This window comes from Chryseobacterium joostei, assembly GCF_003815775.1.
Classification (GTDB): Bacteria; Bacteroidota; Bacteroidia; order Flavobacteriales; family Weeksellaceae; genus Chryseobacterium; species Chryseobacterium joostei.
This window is the reverse complement of sequence record NZ_CP033926.1, coordinates 3,559,304-3,576,994: the sequence shown is the minus strand read 5'-3', so window position 1 is coordinate 3,576,994 and position 17,691 is coordinate 3,559,304. Positions and strand designations below refer to the sequence as shown.

At 34.7% G+C, this 17,691-nt stretch carries 11 protein-coding genes; 3 read left to right on the top strand and 8 right to left on the bottom strand.

Annotation, left to right across the window (positions count from 1 at the left end; translation table 11 throughout):
- Window positions 1-2 precede the first annotated feature (2 nt).
- The 7 genes from bshC to rimP all read right to left on the bottom strand — a co-directional run bounded on the left by bshC (window position 3) and on the right by rimP (window position 13,558).
- On the bottom strand, window positions 3-1,589 hold the full coding sequence (gene bshC / locus EG359_RS16260; protein WP_076353195.1) for a bacillithiol biosynthesis cysteine-adding enzyme BshC: 1,587 nt from the start codon (window positions 1,587-1,589) through the stop codon (window positions 3-5).
- A 12-nt stretch (window positions 1,590-1,601) separates the two neighbouring features.
- Window positions 1,602-3,557, bottom strand: coding sequence for a putative porin (locus tag EG359_RS16255; RefSeq protein WP_076353194.1), 1,956 nt, complete (start codon window positions 3,555-3,557; stop codon window positions 1,602-1,604).
- A gap of 102 nt (window positions 3,558-3,659) precedes the next feature.
- On the bottom strand, window positions 3,660-5,117 hold the full coding sequence (locus EG359_RS16250; RefSeq protein ID WP_076353193.1) for a RagB/SusD family nutrient uptake outer membrane protein: 1,458 nt from the start codon (window positions 5,115-5,117) through the stop codon (window positions 3,660-3,662).
- Window positions 5,118-5,122: 5 nt separating this feature from the next.
- Complete coding sequence (locus EG359_RS16245; protein WP_076353192.1) at window positions 5,123-8,140, bottom strand: SusC/RagA family TonB-linked outer membrane protein; 3,018 nt, start codon at window positions 8,138-8,140, stop codon at window positions 5,123-5,125.
- 647 nt (window positions 8,141-8,787) lie between these two features.
- Complete coding sequence (gene infB, locus EG359_RS16240) at window positions 8,788-11,760, bottom strand: translation initiation factor IF-2 (protein WP_076353191.1); 2,973 nt, start codon at window positions 11,758-11,760, stop codon at window positions 8,788-8,790.
- Window positions 11,761-11,837: 77 nt separating this feature from the next.
- A complete protein-coding gene (gene nusA / locus EG359_RS16235; protein WP_076353190.1) occupies window positions 11,838-13,073 on the bottom strand; it encodes a transcription termination factor NusA in 1,236 nt (411 codons plus the stop codon).
- A 17-nt stretch (window positions 13,074-13,090) separates the two neighbouring features.
- Entirely contained in the window at window positions 13,091-13,558 is a 468-nt protein-coding gene (gene rimP, locus EG359_RS16230) for a ribosome assembly cofactor RimP (RefSeq protein WP_076353189.1), read from the bottom strand.
- A 215-nt stretch (window positions 13,559-13,773) separates the two neighbouring features.
- Here rimP and EG359_RS16225 point away from each other — a divergent pair, with 215 nt between their 5' ends.
- Window positions 13,774-15,084, top strand: coding sequence for a UDP-glucose dehydrogenase family protein (locus EG359_RS16225; RefSeq protein ID WP_076353188.1), 1,311 nt, complete (start codon window positions 13,774-13,776; stop codon window positions 15,082-15,084).
- Between the two features lie 74 nt (window positions 15,085-15,158).
- Here the strand turns inward: EG359_RS16225 and EG359_RS22500 are convergent, their stop codons facing one another.
- Window positions 15,159-15,305 carry a hypothetical protein gene (locus EG359_RS22500; protein ID WP_164463072.1) on the bottom strand — a complete coding sequence of 49 codons (147 nt, stop codon included), beginning with the start codon at window positions 15,303-15,305 and terminating at the stop codon, window positions 15,159-15,161.
- Window positions 15,306-15,876: 571 nt separating this feature from the next.
- On the opposite strand from EG359_RS22500, the gene EG359_RS16220 reads away from it, so the two are divergent.
- Together EG359_RS16220 and rfbB are read left to right on the top strand one after the other, a co-directional pair.
- The gene (locus EG359_RS16220; RefSeq protein ID WP_123867418.1) at window positions 15,877-16,617 is read left to right on the top strand and encodes a hypothetical protein; all 741 of its coding nucleotides are present in this window, start codon (window positions 15,877-15,879) and stop codon (window positions 16,615-16,617) included.
- Window positions 16,610-17,689 (top strand): dTDP-glucose 4,6-dehydratase, encoded by a 1,080-nt coding sequence (gene rfbB / locus EG359_RS16215; protein ID WP_076353186.1) that lies wholly within the window; start codon window positions 16,610-16,612, stop codon window positions 17,687-17,689. The genes EG359_RS16220 and rfbB overlap by 8 nt, the downstream gene beginning before the upstream one ends.
- Window positions 17,690-17,691: the final 2 nt, after the last annotated feature.

Sequence of the window (17,691 nt, the reverse complement as noted above, 5' to 3'; positions counted from 1 at the left end):
AATTAAATGGCAACAATTATTAATTTGGAATCTTGAACCACCATCTCTTCCAAACAATTTTCAAGCCACGAATAGCCGTAGTCTGAAAAGAATACACTAAAGTTGTAGACTCTTTCCTGCCAGGTTTTAGATGGGTGTACATCTAAAAACAAATTTTCAAGTCTTTCCAGCAATTCATTTTGTTTTATTTTTTCAGCATGAAGCAGACGTTTTTTCATTCTTTTAAAAGATTTCAACTGTCTTACTTCTTCTGCCTTCACCATATTTCCAAAGGATTTTTCTGTGGATTCCGCAGAAACTTTTAGCTGAGCAAAATTGTTAATTAAAAGCTCTTCTTTTTCTTCCAGCAATTTTAAAACAGGATTATCCTTTAAAATTTTATGATTGGTAATTACGGTAAAGTTTTGGAAAAAATCTTCAATTTTAAGATCAAGCTTCTCAATTTTCCCTAATGTTTTCTCCTTTAGGAAAAGCATAGAATTTCTTGGGATCAGGATTGGGAACGGAATCTTAATTTTTGAAAAATAATCTTTCAATTCCAGCCAGTACATAATTTCTGCATTTCCTCCAATATAAGCTAGGTTTGGTAATACTTTCTCCTGATATACCGGACGCATTAAGGCATTTGGACTGAATCTTTCAGGATGATTTTCCAACTCTCTGATGATTTCTTCTTCTGTAAACTGGATATTTGTATCTACAATAATATATTTCTGCCCATTAAAATCAATTCTGTCCCTTGTTTCAGAAAGATAAAAAAGATTGATATCACGAGGGTTTACCTGGACCTTTCCGTATTTTTCTGTCAGGAAATCTACTTTATTTTTTGACGTTTTTTGCAAACTGAACTGAAGCAATTCATCTTTAAAAACATCTTTGATCTTTTCTTTAAGCTCTCTCGAATCTCCATCTAATATCAAAAGTCCAAACTCGGAAAAAAGACGGTTGACCAATATTTTGATGGCTTGCGTTAAAGTATTTCCAACTTTATAGGCCTCTTTCATCATTAAGATCAATTCAGTTCCAAAAACCGAATCCTTGAATTCTTTTTCAAATTCTGAAATAAAATAGGTGTCATTAATTTGAATTCTACCTACTGGACCACCGGATATCTCGTTAGTTTCGTAGTAATTATTCTCGGTCTTGAAGTGGTTAATTTCCACAAAATCATGGTCCTCAGACGCCATCCAATAAATTGGCACAAAGTTGAAATCCGGAAAATTTTCTTTCAGATAGACACATGTCTTAATGGTCTGCAAAATTTTGTAAACAAAGAAAACAGGTCCTGAGAAGAGATTTAGCTGATGTCCTGTTGTGATCGTAAATGTATTTGGTAACTTAAGATTTCCCAGATTCTCTTTCTGTTTTGAAGAAAGGGTTAGTTCTGACAATTGCCTTTCAAACACATCAAATAAAACATCCCTTTGCTCTGATGAAAAAGAATCTTTTTTCAGATGGATTTGCTGCCTAAAGTGATCTAAAGAGAATGTATTATTTTCAAAACCCTCAATTTTTTGATTCAAAAAATCCTTTACCAATTGAGGTATGCTTTCTATATCGTTAAATGATATTTTATTGATTGTTTTCAACTTGTATAATTTTTAGTTGAACATATACCACACAATCCCAATATTCAATCTGAAATCATACACCGGATAATGTGGGAACGCATATGCTTTGTTATTAGAAATAAAGGTTCCAACTTGCTGACCTTCTATGAAAAAGAACATCTTCTTAACTTTCATATTAATATATAGGTCAACAATTGGCTGCCCTCCGATTGAGAATGAATCTGCATTGGGAAGGATGTATTCATTAAGGATTGGTGAATAATCTCTTGAAGCAAATTTAGAGAAGTAATACACTTTAAGCCCTGCCTGAATTTCAGCTGCCTTTTTAAATGCTTGTGTTTGGTAGAAGAAATTAGCTCTTCCGATAAAACTTGGCATCGGTAACAAATTTTTATTAGTCATTACATTTTGGAAATGTAATCTTGTATTCAAATGAAATTTACCATAACTGAATGTTGCATCTCCCCCGATCTGAGAGATATTGACTGAGCTTTCACTTTGTTTTGGTGTAGCTCCAAATCCAGGTTTAGCATCGTTATCAAGATAAGTATAATTATCAATTCTGAAGTAGTTGGCAAAGATTTGTGTCTTGAACCATTTCAGATTAACACTTCCTCCAATTTCCATCACAGATTGATTCTTTGCATTTTCAAGATAGTAATTAAAATTGTTGTAAACCGAAGTATTTAATAAGTAGTTGAATGATGGATAAGCACTTTGGAAATTCACTTTTGCATTAACAAAGTAATCTTTTATCGGCTCAAATTTCAGATTGTTTGTTGTTTTAAGAAAACTCTTAAACTGACTTCCGTTGGAAAACTCTAAAAATGAATTCAACTGAACTTTATCCCACAGTTTTACCTGTAGATTTCCTACAGCCCCAATTCTGCTTTCCTTAAGCTCTTCAGGAAAAGGAACTCCGTTAAAGGAAACAACATCTCTTATTCCCAACTTAATTGTCTGGTAACGAACTCCGGCATCTAGCTTGAATTTTTCATTGTTAAAAACTAAGCTTACTGTATTACTAAAGTTACTGGAGTATTTTTTTGTAGTCAATGGAAAACCGTTGACTAGTTCCGTAGGCAGATCATACCAATAAGTTTCCAATGCTCCTTGATTATAATAGTACTTATTTCCCTGATGAGACATTGTATGTCTGATGCTGAAAGGAAACTTTTCTGCATTGAATGGCGTAAACTGATGGCTCAAATAGTACCTTCTATAAGCGTATTGTGAACTACTTGATGCTAAATTTACCTGAGCATTCTGTCTGTTTTTATAATCACTAGCTCCCTCTTGAAAAAGATTATCTTCAGTAATACCACCACTTTCCTGATTGTTTACGTTTTGATGAAGATAGTGGGCGAAAAGTTCATAATTACCACTTTTAGAAATATAATGTCCCGAGAATAGGGTATTATTATTCGCTGATAATGAATTTCTATACAATCCCTGTGAACGAAGTCCCATGTATTCAAGGGCAAAGTTGAATCTTTTCCCAATATTTTGGGTATAGGTAGATTGTAAAGCTGCTCCATTTCTCATGGCATTATGATAGATAAATGTAGCAGTAGGTGTTTTTACATCATAATATTTTACCTCATTAGCCCCAAGAATCATGTAAGATTTATTGGATGGCAACAAGGAAAGATTCTGTTCAGCATTTACTTCAAATACCAATGGATTAAATCCTGCTCCAATATTAGCAGGCTGTACTCTTCCAAAGTTATCGGTATTATTGTATTGTGAAAAGATAAGGGTTTTATCAAAAGTCATCACCGTATCAAAAACTTTCTTTTCTGAAAACTGGGTTTGAAATTGATAGTCGTTGATGGTAGGTTTAAAGATCTTTAAGGAATCTTTCTTACCTGAATCTATGACTAGGGTATCTCCTGATTGCTTAGACTTGTTTGTATCTGTTGTATTTACAACTTGTGCCTTGGCAGCAAAGCTAAAAAGAGTGATTATGAAAAGTATATACTTCATTATTCATTATTGTACAGCAAAAATAAGAAATAATAGTAAATAAAATAGGCTGTCTCGAAAGTGAGACAGCCTATTTAGTATTATGAATATTAAACTAACCTATTAAGGGTTTTGTGTAACATTTGGATTAGCTAAAATTTCCGCTTGAGGAACTTGGAAAGTAAATCTTAAATCTCCAGCCGGAATATTTATTCTACCTGCAGCAAGATTATGGTTAGTTCCTGGATAGTCTCTTAATAGACCTACTCCTAATCTCTTCATATCAGTCCAAGCATATCCTTCACCCCATAACTCGATTCTCTTTTGTAGAATAATCTCATCAATTAGTGCAGAACCTGATGCTGTTACAGTATAAGCAGGGTTTCTCAATTGAGTAATTTCAGCTAAAACAGCTTTTGCTCCTGCCTCATTACCTGATTTTGCTAAACCTTCAGCTTCAATATAATACATTTCTGAAGCTCTCATGTAAATGTAGTCTCCTCCTTGGCCTATTGATTTATCAATAAATTTAAGACTGGCATACTTAGGTAAGCTTACACCGTCTACTCCATTATAAGGAGCAGCATTATTAGCAGACTGGAAAGCTTTTTTTCTATAGTCAGTTGCAGGCATTGCATCATATAATCTCCTATCAATTAACTTATTGAAAACAACAGCATATCCGTTTGGATCAGTATTATCAAAGTGTGCAAAGAAACTTGCTACGAAAGATGTAGTAGCTTCCGAGATAATTCCTCCCCAGATAGCATCTGGACTCGCTTCAAGATCGTAAAATCCGTCAAGCCATTGTGCTTGTGTTGGTTGGGTAATACCTGTTCTAGCATCGTGAGCCATTGTAGCCGCACCAGCGTAATTTCCCATTTCTAAGTAAACCTCTGCAAGGAATGCCTTTGCTACACGAGTATCAACTTTCTCCTTGTTCTCTCTGGTATAACCAACTAAATAAGGCAATGAAGAAGTAAGATCCTTAACGATTTGTTTGTATACAGTATCTACATTAGAACGAGTTTTCCCTACTAAAGTAACTTCAGTATAAACAGGAATACAATCTGCATTTAAATGTCCTACATAGGTTGGTCCAAAAACACGAGCCAACATGAAATGCATATATCCTCTTAGAGCTAATGCCTGACCGTAGATTGCTTTGTTTTGAGGAGTAACCCCAGTTTTTTCAATTGATGCAATTACAGTATTAATAGCTCTGATTTGTTGAAAATATGTATTCCAAATCATCGTTGTTCTAACACTTGTTTGGATTCTTCCCGTATAGTTATAAAAGGCGCTGAACCAGCTAGCTCTGTTATTCAACATATCATTGGACATCATATCCATTGCTGAAAGCACAGCTTTATGTCCCCAAGCTTCATGAGTAGAAGATTCTGACAAACCATAGGTATGAAGACTGGTATACACTCCATTTACAAGTCCTTGTAAAGCCGCTGGTGATGAGTCAATTTGCTCCTGATTAATCGTTGATTTCAAATCAGTGTCCAAATAATCTTTGCTACACCCTGTCAATATGATAGTGGAACAAAATAGTATTCCGAATATTTTTTTCATTTTAATTAAAATTTAACTGTTAAACCAAAAGAGATTGTTCTTTGAGCTCCATATTTGTTCATAGATGTACCATTGGTTGCCAATGAACTACCTAAGTTCGTCAAACGTGGATCCATTCCTTTTCTTTTTGACCAAAGAGCTAGGTTAGTACCAAATACCCCAAAAGTAACTCCTGAAATTCCTTCTGGTAATAGATTCTTGCTAAGATCATAAGTAATAGAAGCATCCTCTAAACTTATATAATCTGATTTGATCAAGAATAGATCAGAAGTTGCCATGTTATTTTGTCTCTGTCTGTCAACAGCCGGCATTGAAGCATTAGTATTATTAGGAGTCCATGTGTTATAGATATCCTTGTGGAAGTTGGTAACGTCACCTGATGATCTAGACTGTAGCATTCCTGCATAAGTAGCATCATACATGTATCCACCGAATTGGTACCCAAAATTCACAGAAAGATTAATTCCTTTGTATCCTACTTTAGTTCCAAATCCTCCGTAATATTTAGGGTTTGCAGATTTATCTAGTGAATAAAGAGTAGCAGCCGCATAGTTCTCAGTAGTTGTTTGTCCTGTAACATTACCACTTGCATCAAAAGTATCAACGTACCATATACCATTTCCATTAGCAGCATTTACTCCTGCAAATTTTCTCATATAGTAAGTATACGCCTCTTTACCCTCATCAAATTTGAAAAGTCCTGAAGTAAATGAATTTGGTAGATAAGTAACCTTATTTTTATAATAAGTACCATTTCCAAAAACTGACCAGTTAAAGTCTTCTCCTTTGATGATATCAGCTGAAATATTCAATTCAACCCCAGTGTTCTGCATATCTCCAATGTTTCTTGTTTGGAAACCTGTACCTGTAGATAATTGTAGCGGGAAGTTAAATAGAAGATCCTGAACTTTTCTTTGGAAATATTCAACATCAATATTAACTCTATTGAATAATTCTAGCTCAAATCCTGTATTAAAGTTCTTAGAAGTTTCCCATTTGATATCCTCATTTCCTACATACACCTGTACAATGGAAATATTACCACTTGCATCAGGGATGTTTTCCCATTGAGATTGGTAAGCCTTATAGTTTCTTGCGTATCCAAAATAGCTTCTGTGGTTGATATTTACTGAAGATGGATAGAACAAAGCGTCGTTTCCTTGCTCCCCGTAACTTGCCTTAAGTTTTAAACTTGTTATAGCTTTGTTACCTTTTAAGAAGTCTTCATTAGATACCATCCATGCACCTCCTAAACCGAAGAAGTTCCCCCATCTGTTTTCAGGGCTGAATACTGAAGAACCATCTCTTCTGAAGCTGGCATTAACAAAGTATTTATTGTCATATCCATAATTCACTCTGGATAAGAAACCTTCAACATTATAGTAGTCATTATAACCATTCAGATCAGAGAATCTTGAACCGTTACTTACGTTATTCAAGCCAGGGATTACCAAGTTCGTTCTTGTTCCGGAAAGCATCTTTGCAGTATAATCATTATTTTCATGACCAATCATGATATCAAGATTATGCTTCCCGAAGTTCTTTTTCCAAGACAATAACTGTTGGTTATTAAATGTTTGTTCGAATGAAGTGGAAGATCTAACTTGTCCATTATAACCTACATAGTCACCACCTAGAGGGTTACCATAACCGCTATAGTTACCATTTAAGATATCTATACCGAAGTTATATGTAAAATTGAATCCGTCAAAGAAATCCCAAGACAAACTAGCTCTACCATTAATATTATCTTCAATATTTCTGATTTGGTCTAATTGAGCCTTAGCATAAGCGTTTAATCCTCCTCCATAAGGTCTCATTAATCCCATACCATTAACGTTACCTGGATGACCAAAGTCGTACATTACATCACCCTCTCTAGTATATTTTAAACTACCATCAGCATTTCTCGCCCAGATTGGATAAATAGGAGCGATATTTCTTCCCCATCCAATTAAGTTAGAATATTGAGAGTTTCCTGACTGAGAGTTTGGAGCAACTTGATCAGCTCTAGTATAGTTGAATGAAGTACTTAATTTTAATTTATCTGTAATCTGATAATCAACCTTTGAACGTCCTGTAAATCTCTTAAATCCTGAATTCAATAAGAAACCTTGATCATTCAGATATCCCATTGAGAAATAAGTGTTAAGCTTATCAGATCCTGCCTGAATGCTAACATTATATTCCTGTCTAGTGTTTGGCTTAAACATTTCTTTTTGCCAATCATCTTGATATAAAAGTTTAGCATTTGGGTTAAGCTTTCCTGTTACAGGGTCAATTAATTGATCTCCAGGTACATTATAAGCATTATAACGTAGTCCTTCATCACCATCAATAAGATCAGCAGCAGCAGCAGCAGATGCATCTGCATAGTTCATTCCCTGAGCCATATTGGTTATTCTAAGTCTCTCAAAATAAACCTGATAAAACTCTCCTGGGTCTGTTATTAAATCGTACTCTTTTACAGCTCTCGAGTTCACCCCGAATTTTGTATCAAAAGTAACATTCATTTTTCCTTTTTTCCCTTTCTTAGTTGTAATCATTACAACCCCGTTTGCTCCTCTACTACCGTACAATGCGTTAGCAGATGCATCCTTTAAGAAAGTGATACTTTCAATATCATTATTATTTAATGCACTGATATTCCCGTTAAAAGGCATACCATCCACTACATAAAGAGGGTTATTTGAAGAAGATAAAGATCCTAGACCTCTAAATCTAACCTGTGGTGGATCCCCAGGTTGTCCTGAATTCGTAGTAATCTGTACCCCACCTACTTTACCAGATAGTGAAGTGATCATGTTACTCGATTGAACATTAGCTAGTTCTTTAGCATCGATTTTTGCAACAGATCCTGCAATAGATTGCTTCTTTTGAGTTCCGAAAGCAACAACGACTACTTCATCAATTTCCTTTGTTTTTTCAGGAATTGTATCATTAGCTTTTTTTTGTGCCAGCAACGTCTGTCCTCCCATAAAGAACAAAACTCCTGCAGATAATACACGTAGTTTAACATTCATATTAACAAATTTTAATATATTTTAGAGGCAAATATGTTAATAAATATTAACACTAGCAAATTTTTTACCTATACATTTGGTGCTTTTGTTCACAATCCGATAGGCCAACAGCCCTATATATAGAAGAATTCGTAATTTTTAACGATTTAAATTTAACAAAATTTAAAATTACCCCTTAAAAACACTTATTTTAACACTTAATAATCAGTCGATAAAAAATTATTTATAATAAATCTAAATTATAATAGTGCTAATTTTCAACGAACTAACTATATCCAAGTAAAATATCAACCCAATTTCCAAAATTGCTTATCGATATATACCCAAATTTTAACAAGTATCTTTTTTTTATCTTAAAAAAGCCTCTTAAAGTACCAATTTTAGACACAAAACACATTCCCTTAAAAGGGAATAATTAACTTCAATATTATCTCAAAAACTTGCAAAGATTGAAAAATTCGACACCTATACGCTAATAAGAAAATCCATAAACCAAAATAAATTTCCAAAGAAAAAAACTTAAGAATTTTTTAATCAACAAGACAAACTCTTAAGAGTAAGCATCATATTAAGAAAGAAATTTTTCAAAAAAAATACACAAAAAAGCCGTCCCAATGGGACGGCTTTTATAATTTATCTGAATTAAATTATTTCAGTTTTTTCTTAACAGCTACTTCTTCGTAAACTTCAAGAATATCTCCGACTTCAATATCGTTATAGCCTTTCAGATTCAGACCACATTCGTAACCTTTAGTTACTTCTTTTACATCATCTTTGAAACGCTTCAAGCTTTCCAGCTCTCCGTCAAACTTCACGATACCATCTCTCAACACTCTTACTTTAGAGTTTCTCGCTACTTTTCCTGTAAGAACCATACATCCTGCAATTGTTCCGACTTTAGAGATTTTAAATACCTCTCTGATCTCAACATTACCGATTACTTGTTCTTTAATCTCAGGAGAAAGCATTCCCTCCATAGCTTCTTTTACTTCTTCGATAGCAGCATAGATTACAGAATAGTTTCTGATCTCAATCTCTTCTCTATCAGCAAGCTCTTTAGCGTTACCACCAGCTCTTACGTTAAATCCAATAATAATTGCATCTGAAGCAGCAGCTAAGTTAACATCAGATTCAGTAATCTGACCTACTCCTTTATGAAGAATATTTACGTTAATTTCTGCAGTAGATAATCTTTGTAATTGATCAGATAGTGCTTCAACAGAACCATCCACGTCACCTTTCAAGATAATGTTCAATTCTTTGAAATCACCTAAGGCAATTCTTCTACCTAATTCTTCAAGTGTAGTATGTTTCTTAGTTCTGATTGAAAGTTCTCTCTGAAGTTGCTCTCTCTTATTGGCAATAGTTTTAGCTTCACTCTCATCTTCATATACTTTAAACTTATCACCCGCTGTAGGCGCTCCGTCTAATCCTAAAATAGTTACAGGAATAGATGGACCTGCTTCTGTAAGGTTTCTACCTCTTTCATCAAGCATTGCTTTTACCTTACCGTGGTTTTTACCAGCAACAACATAATCCCCTACTCTTAAAGTACCTGTTTGTACTAACATTGTGGCAACATATCCTCTACCTTTATCTAGTGAAGCTTCAATAACAACACCTTGAGCGTTTCTATCAGGGTTAGCTTTCAAATCAAGCATTTCTGCCTGAAGCAATACTTTTTCCAATAGAACATCCATATTGTTACCAAATTTCGCAGAAATTTCCTGCGCCTGAACATTTCCACCCCATTCTTCCACCAGGATATTCATTCCTGAAAGTTGCTGACGAATATTATCAGGATTTGCAGTTGGTCTATCTACCTTGTTTAAAGCAATAATCATTGGTACGCCAGCAGCCTGTGCGTGGGAGATTGCTTCTCTAGTTTGTGGCATTACATCATCATCGGCAGCAATCACAATAATTGCAATATCCGTGATTTGAGCACCTCTGGCTCTCATCGCTGTAAACGCTTCGTGACCAGGAGTATCTAAGAAAGTAATTCTCTGTCCGTTTTCAAGCTTCACGTTATAAGCACCAATATGCTGTGTAATTCCTCCGGATTCACCAGCAATTACATTTGTTTTTCTGATGTAGTCAAGCAATGAAGTTTTACCGTGGTCAACGTGACCCATTACCGTTACAATTGGAGCTCTTGATACAAGATCCTCTTCGTTATCGATTTCTTCTTCGCTATCGCTTTCTTCAAGATCAGCATCTGAGAATTCAATTTTATAACCAAATTCATCTGCTACTAATAATAAGGTATCAGCTTCTAATCTTTGGTTCATGGTAACCATTACCCCAAGTGAGAAACATGCAGAAATTACTTCTGTTGGTGAAACGTTCATTAAGCTCGCTAATTCACCTACTGTAATAAATTCTGTAACTTTTAGAGTTCTGTCTTGTGCTTCAAGCTCCTGCTGACGCTCATCTTGTTCTCTACGATAAGTTCTCTTATCTTTTCTGTGTTTTGCAGATTTAGATTTACCCCCTTTATTGGTAAGTTTTTCTAGTGTTTCCTTGATCTGGTTTTTAACTTGTTCGTCAGTTAATTCAACTGGCATAACTCTTTGACCAGGTCTGTTATTTTGACCACCTTTCTTAAATCCACCACCTTGACCGCCTGGACGGTTTTGGTTATTGTTTCCAAAACGGTTTCCACCTTGACCTCCCTGACCTTGTGGACGGTTTCCTTGGCCACCTTGCCCTTGAGGACGGTTTCCTTGACCACCTTGACCACCATTGTTGTGAGGACGGTTTCCACCTTGACCACCTCCTTGGTTGTTATTTCCGGAGTTTTGGTTATTCCCTTGGCCTTGTTGGTTATTATTCTGGCCTCCAGGTTTTTCAATTCTTTTTCTTTTCTTTTTTGCTCCAGAACCTGGTTTTGGTGCAAACTGAGTTAAGTCAATCTTTTCTCCAACAATCTTAGGACCGTCAAGTTTTTGATAAACTGTCTCGATTTTCTGAGGTTCCTGAGATTCTGGTTCAGCTTCTACTTTTGGAGCTTCTACTTTTTTCTCTTCAGTAACGACAGGTTTGGGAGTTTCTTTCACTGGTTCCACAGATTTTATTTCTTCTTTTTTCTCCTCTACTTTTGGTTTGTCTTTTTTCACAGGTCTATTTCTAGATTCTATTTGAGACAAATCAATTTTATCTAAAACTTTAAATTCCTGCTTTTCAGGAGCTGCCTTTACTTCCGGTTCTTCTTTCACTATTTCTTCTTTCTTTTCTTCAACCGGTTTCGCTACAGGAGCTACAGGAGCCACAGGAGCTGTAGGAGCCTCTTCAACTTCGGGCTTGCTAGGTTCTAGATCTATCTTACCTAAAATTTTAGTTTCTGGTTTATTTGCTTTAGCTCTTATTACTTCAGGGGTTTTCTTTTCTTCAATTTCCAGTTTTTCTTCCGGAACTTTAGTGATCACCACCTCATGGGAAGCTTTTCTTTGTTCGCCATCTTTAGCAAACTCAGCTTCCAATGCAGAATATGCCGATTCTTCCAATTGAGCGTTAGGATTGCTTTCAACCACGATACCCTTCGATTGTAAAAATTCTACTAATCTGGACATCGAAATGTTGAATTCCTTAACCGCTTTATTTAATCTAATTTTTGGCATCTATATTATTTACTATTTTTTAATTTTTAAAATTAAAGTATTTCCTTTTTACTGTTTATTAAGATTTATTTTACATCTTAATCTTCAAATTCTTCTCTCAGAATACGTTTAACATCCTCGATAGTTTCTTCTTCAAGGTCAACCATATTTAGAAGACTTTCAGTTTCTTTATCTAATACTGATTTTGCAGTTGTAAGTCCTACTTTCTTAAACTCATCCAAAATCCACTGCTCGATATCGTCATTAAATTCTCTCAATTCAACATCGTCATCCTCGCTGGATTCTCTGTATACATCAATTTCATATCCTGACAACCAAGAAGCCAGTCTAATATTCTGTCCTTGTTTTCCAATTACTTTAGAAATCTCTTCAACAGGAGTATATACTAACGCGTAGTTTTGCTCTTCGTTGATATCAATTTTATTAACGGTAACGTTTCCTAAAGCTCTCTTCACCAAAATCTCAGGGTTTTTAGACCACTGAATGACATCGATGTTTTCATTTCTCAACTCTCTTACAACCCCATGAATTCTGGATCCTTTTACTCCTACACAGGCTCCTACAGGATCAATTCTGTCATCGTAAGCATCTACTGCAATCTTCGCCTTTTCACCAGGAATTCTCACTACCTTTTTCAGGATAATGGTTCCGTCCTGAATTTCAGGGATTTCCAGCTCTAATAACTTCTCAAGGAACTTAGGTGCAGTTCTGGAAATAATAATCTGTGGTTTTGAACCTTTAAAGTCTACTGTTTCAACAATAGCTCTGATATTCTCACCCTTTTTAAAGAAGTCAGATGGGATCTGGTTTTCTTTTGGTAAAATAAATTCGTTTCCTTCGTCGTCTAACAAGATCACATGCTTATGACGGATATGGTGGATTTCCCCAACAACAATTTCACCAATTTTATCTCTAAATTGCTCATACAGCATTGCATTGTTATGCTCCTGAAGTTTTGTAGCCAAGATCTGCTTCAGGGTAAGAATATTTCTTCTTCCTAACTGAGCAACAGGAATTTCCATGGTAAAGTCTTCACCTACTTCGAAGGTAGGGTCAATTTTCTTTGCTTCAGAAATTTCAATTTCCAGGTCATCGTCTTCAGACATTTCGTCTTCAACAATCGTTTTATTTAAAAATATCTGAAAATCTCCTTTATCCGGGTTTACAATCACGTCAAAGTGGTCATCTGAATCAAATCTTTTTCTCAAAAGTGTCTTCAGTGAATCCTCAATAATTGCCATAAGATCAATCTTACTGATCCCCTTTTCGTCTTTAAAATCACCAAAGGATTCAATCAACGCTATATTATCCATCTATTCTTTTTTCTTTTTTAAAATTTAATTACTACTAATGCTTTTTTGATCTCAGAGTAAGGAATTTCCTTTTCCTCCTCCACGTCTACTTTCCCTTTTCCGACTTCTTTCGGTTTGCGGTAACGTAAAACAAGTGTGATCTTATCTTCATCTGCCTTTGACAGCTCTCCCTCAATTTTAGAAGCATCTTCCAGCATCACTTCAATCTCTCTTCCTAAATTTTTTCTAAACTGTCTTGGAGTAGACAATGGCTCACTTAATCCTGCAGACATTACCTGAAGGCTAAAGTCATGTTCTTCACGATCCATATTGAATTCTACCGCACGGCTTGCATCAAGGCAATCCTGCAATGAAACACCGTTGTCACCATCTAAAATCACTGTAATGTCATCCCCTGCAGAGAACTTAAGATCAATAAGAAACAGATCTTCTCTGGTCTCAAGGAATTCATTTAATAATTCTTCAATTCTTTTTCTAAACTCCATAAATTTTTATCTTGATTTACCAGTACGAAAAAAGGCTTTCTTCCGAAGCCTTCCCATTTTTTCCGTAAATCCAATGCAAATATACGTCTTTTTTCTAAAAATGCAAAATTATCTTATTATCAAGTAAATAGCGTGAATTTCATTTACGATAAATTAAAAGAGCAAGTGAAAGTATTTTTATTATTTTTGCCTTTGAATTTAAAAAACCAAACATTTTGAATATAACGATTGTAGGAACAGGTTATGTAGGGTTAGTTACAGGAACTACCTTAGCAGAACTTGGCAATTCAGTATACTGTGTTGATATTGATGAAAAAAAAGTAGAGGGTATGAAAAACGGCATTGTTCCCATATACGAGCCGAACCTTGAAGAGATGTTCCTTAGAAACATCCAATCTGAAAGACTATTCTTCACCACCAATCTTAAAGAAGCCTTAGACAAAAGTGAGGTGATCTATTTAGCATTACCAACTCCTCCGGGAGAGGACGGATCTGCGGATTTATCTTATGTGCTTCAGGTTTCCAATAATATAGGTGAGATGATGACAGAGTATAAGGTTATTGTGAATAAAAGCACAGTACCTGTAGGAACTGCAGACAAGGTAAGAGAAGCGATATCCTCTAAAACCGACATCCCTTTTGATGTTGTTTCAAATCCTGAATTTTTAAGAGAAGGATTCGCTGTTGAAGACTCTATGAACCCCTCAAGAGTAGTTGTTGGAGCCAGTTCTGAGAAAGCAAAAGACATTATGGCTAAAATTTATCAGCCATTTACCAATATAGGAATTCCTATTATCTTTATGGATGAGAAATCATCTGAACTTACAAAATATGCCGCTAATTCATTTTTAGCTGTAAAAATTACCTTTATGAACGAAATTGCAAATTACTGTGAAAAGGTAGGCGCCGATGTAGATAAGGTAAGATTAGGAATGGGAAGCGATGACAGAATTGGACACAGATTCCTGTTTCCAGGTATTGGATACGGTGGAAGCTGTTTCCCGAAGGATGTAAAGGCACTTATTAAGTCCGGAAAACAGGAAGATTTTAATTTCCAGATCCTTGAAGCTACAGAAAATGTAAATACTGCACAGAAAGTAATTCTTGTTGCAGAAATTGAAAAATACTTTGGAGGAAACATCAAAGGAAAGAAGATTGCCATGTGGGGACTTGCGTTCAAAGCCAATACAGATGATATCAGAGAGGCTTCTTCTTTAGATAATATTGCCCTCTTATTAGAAAAAGGCGCAGAAATTGTAGCCTATGATGCTGTTGCAGAAAATAATGTAAAAAAACTTCTTGGTGATAAAATACAATATGCTAAAGGTATGTATGATGCACTGGAAGATGCAGACGCTTTATTTATATCTACAGAATGGCCTGAGTTTAAAAATCCTAATTTTGAACTCATAGCTAAGAAGATGAAAAATAAAGTAATTTTTGACGGAAGAAATATGTATCCGCTAGAAATCCCGCAACAAAATGGATTTTATTATAAGAGTATAGGTAGAAAAACGATTTCCTAAATTATGCCAATTGTAAAAGATTTCAAATTTTGGCTTATTGCTGGCTTAGGACTGATTTATTTTAGTTTGATATATTATTCCAAATGGGTTTCCTCAGATGGACTTTCAGTTACATACCAATCATACAATGTTTTGAATGGATTGGGATTAGTCTGGAATTTAGGAGAAAGAACATATGTTTCAACGTCTCCTCTTTTTACTATCGTATCTATTCCCCTCACCTACATTTTTGATTTATTATTTAATGTATTTCATATTTCAGACAATAAAATATTTAACATTCCTATTATCATTAATATGATATTCTCAATAACATCAATTACAATGATATTGAGATATTTATATTTAAAAACTACAACAAGTAAGCCTGAAAAAATCTTTATATTGCTATTTAGTTTTGGTTTATTATTAGCTTCAAAATTCTATATTGATTTCAGTACCAGCGGCCTAGAAAATTCATTATCATATTCGGTTATAGCATGGTTTACGATACTAAGCATGAACGAGGAGAACCCAAAATCGGTTTTTCTACTTCCCATTGCTGTTGCTTTAGTTTTCCTCACCCGATATGATTTTTTTCTAATAGTTTGTCCTACGATACTCTATTATTTCTACAAGCATAAATTCACAAAAGGATTTATAACAATGTGTATTATAATATTGAGCTGGTTGGCATTTTCTTTTTTTTATTTTGGAAGTATCTTTCCTAATAGCTTTTATCTTAAAACCAATAATTTCAATATTTACCAATCCCTATTTTATTATAAGGAAAACATATTCGAAAGTAAACCTATGTTTCTGCTAATAGCTTTGGGGCTATACAGTTCATATTTTACTAATAAAAAAATATTTCTTGGGATTATCTTCTATCTTATTTATATATTCCTGGTACGTGATTATATGTTTGGAAGACTGTTTACTATTTTAGTACCTATTTCCATCATTTCAATTATAGAATTTATCTCAACAAAAGAAATCCGGGTTTATAAAAAAAATTTCATCAAAGTATCTGCATTTTCATTGATCTTATTTGCCCTTATGTTTTTCTTTCCTCCGGTAGTAAAGCTATATGCAGATAAATATGTAAAAGGACATTTTATTTTAACGAACGAAAGGGAATATTATACAGAAAAGTTTTCAAACATAAACTTCATCTATAATAAACCGATAAAAGATGTGACATCCATTAGCAACAATGTACAGATGCTCCATACACCATTGCTTCCAGAGAGTCGAAATACTTACTTCATAGATCCGGTTGGTTTGGCTAGCCCTTTTATAACTTATTATATAAAGAATTATGGCAGCAAAGGAGAAAGACCCGGACATTATTTTGTAAATATTGACCAATTAAAACAAATAGGACTTTTTGAATCCGTACTTTTGAATAAAAATATATTACGGGACAAAGATACGGCAGAGCTATATGATGACGTTAATATCGTTTCGAAAGGAAGTATTTTTAGTTTAGAAAGACTAAAAACAATTATTAAATTACACACTCACAATTATAAAAGTACAAAAAATGAATAATGTAATCATTACAGGGGGAGCCGGATTTATTGGATCTCATGTTGTAAGAGAATTTGTAAAAAACAATCCGAACATGACAATCATCAACCTTGATGCATTAACCTACGCCGGAAATCTTGAAAACCTGAAGGACATTGAAAATGAACCTAATTATGTTTTCGAAAAAGCTGACATTACAAAACCTGAAGAATTAAGAAAGGTCTTTGAAAAATATAATCCTGACGCTGTTATTCATTTGGCAGCAGAAAGCCACGTTGACAGAAGCATTACAGATCCAATGGCTTTTATCAATACGAATGTAAATGGAACAGCCAACCTTCTTAATCTATGTAAGGAATTTTGGACATTAAATCCTGACCATACCCACGGAAGATTCCCGGATGAGAAAAGAACAAACCTATTCTATCATGTTTCTACAGATGAAGTATATGGAAGTCTAGGGGAAACCGGTTTTTTCCTTGAAACAACTTCTTATGATCCACAATCTCCATATTCCGCATCTAAAGCAGCATCTGACCACTTGGTAAGAGCATACGGGAATACATACGGGATGCCATTCATTGTTTCAAACTGTTCAAACAATTATGGCCCCAATCACTTTCCGGAAAAACTAATTCCACTTTGCATCTCCAATATTATCAATGAAAGACCTTTGCCAATCTACGGTGATGGAAAATATACCAGAGACTGGTTATTTGTAATTGATCACGCCAGAGCGATTCATCAGATCTTCAATGAAGCAAAAACCGGTGAAACATATAATATCGGAGGGTTCAATGAGTGGCAGAATATTGATTTGGTAAAAGAACTTATCAAACAAATGGATGCTAAGCTTGGTAAACCTGAAGGACATTCTGAAAAGCTAATCACTTTTGTAAAGGACAGACCGGGCCATGACAAACGTTATGCTATTGACGCTACTAAACTTAATAAAGATTTAGGATGGAAGCCATCAGTAACTTTCGAAGAAGGATTAGGAAAAACCATTGATTGGTATCTTGAAAACAAAGAATGGTTAGAGAATGTGACCAGTGGAGATTATCAGAAGTATTACGAAAACCAATACAACTAAAA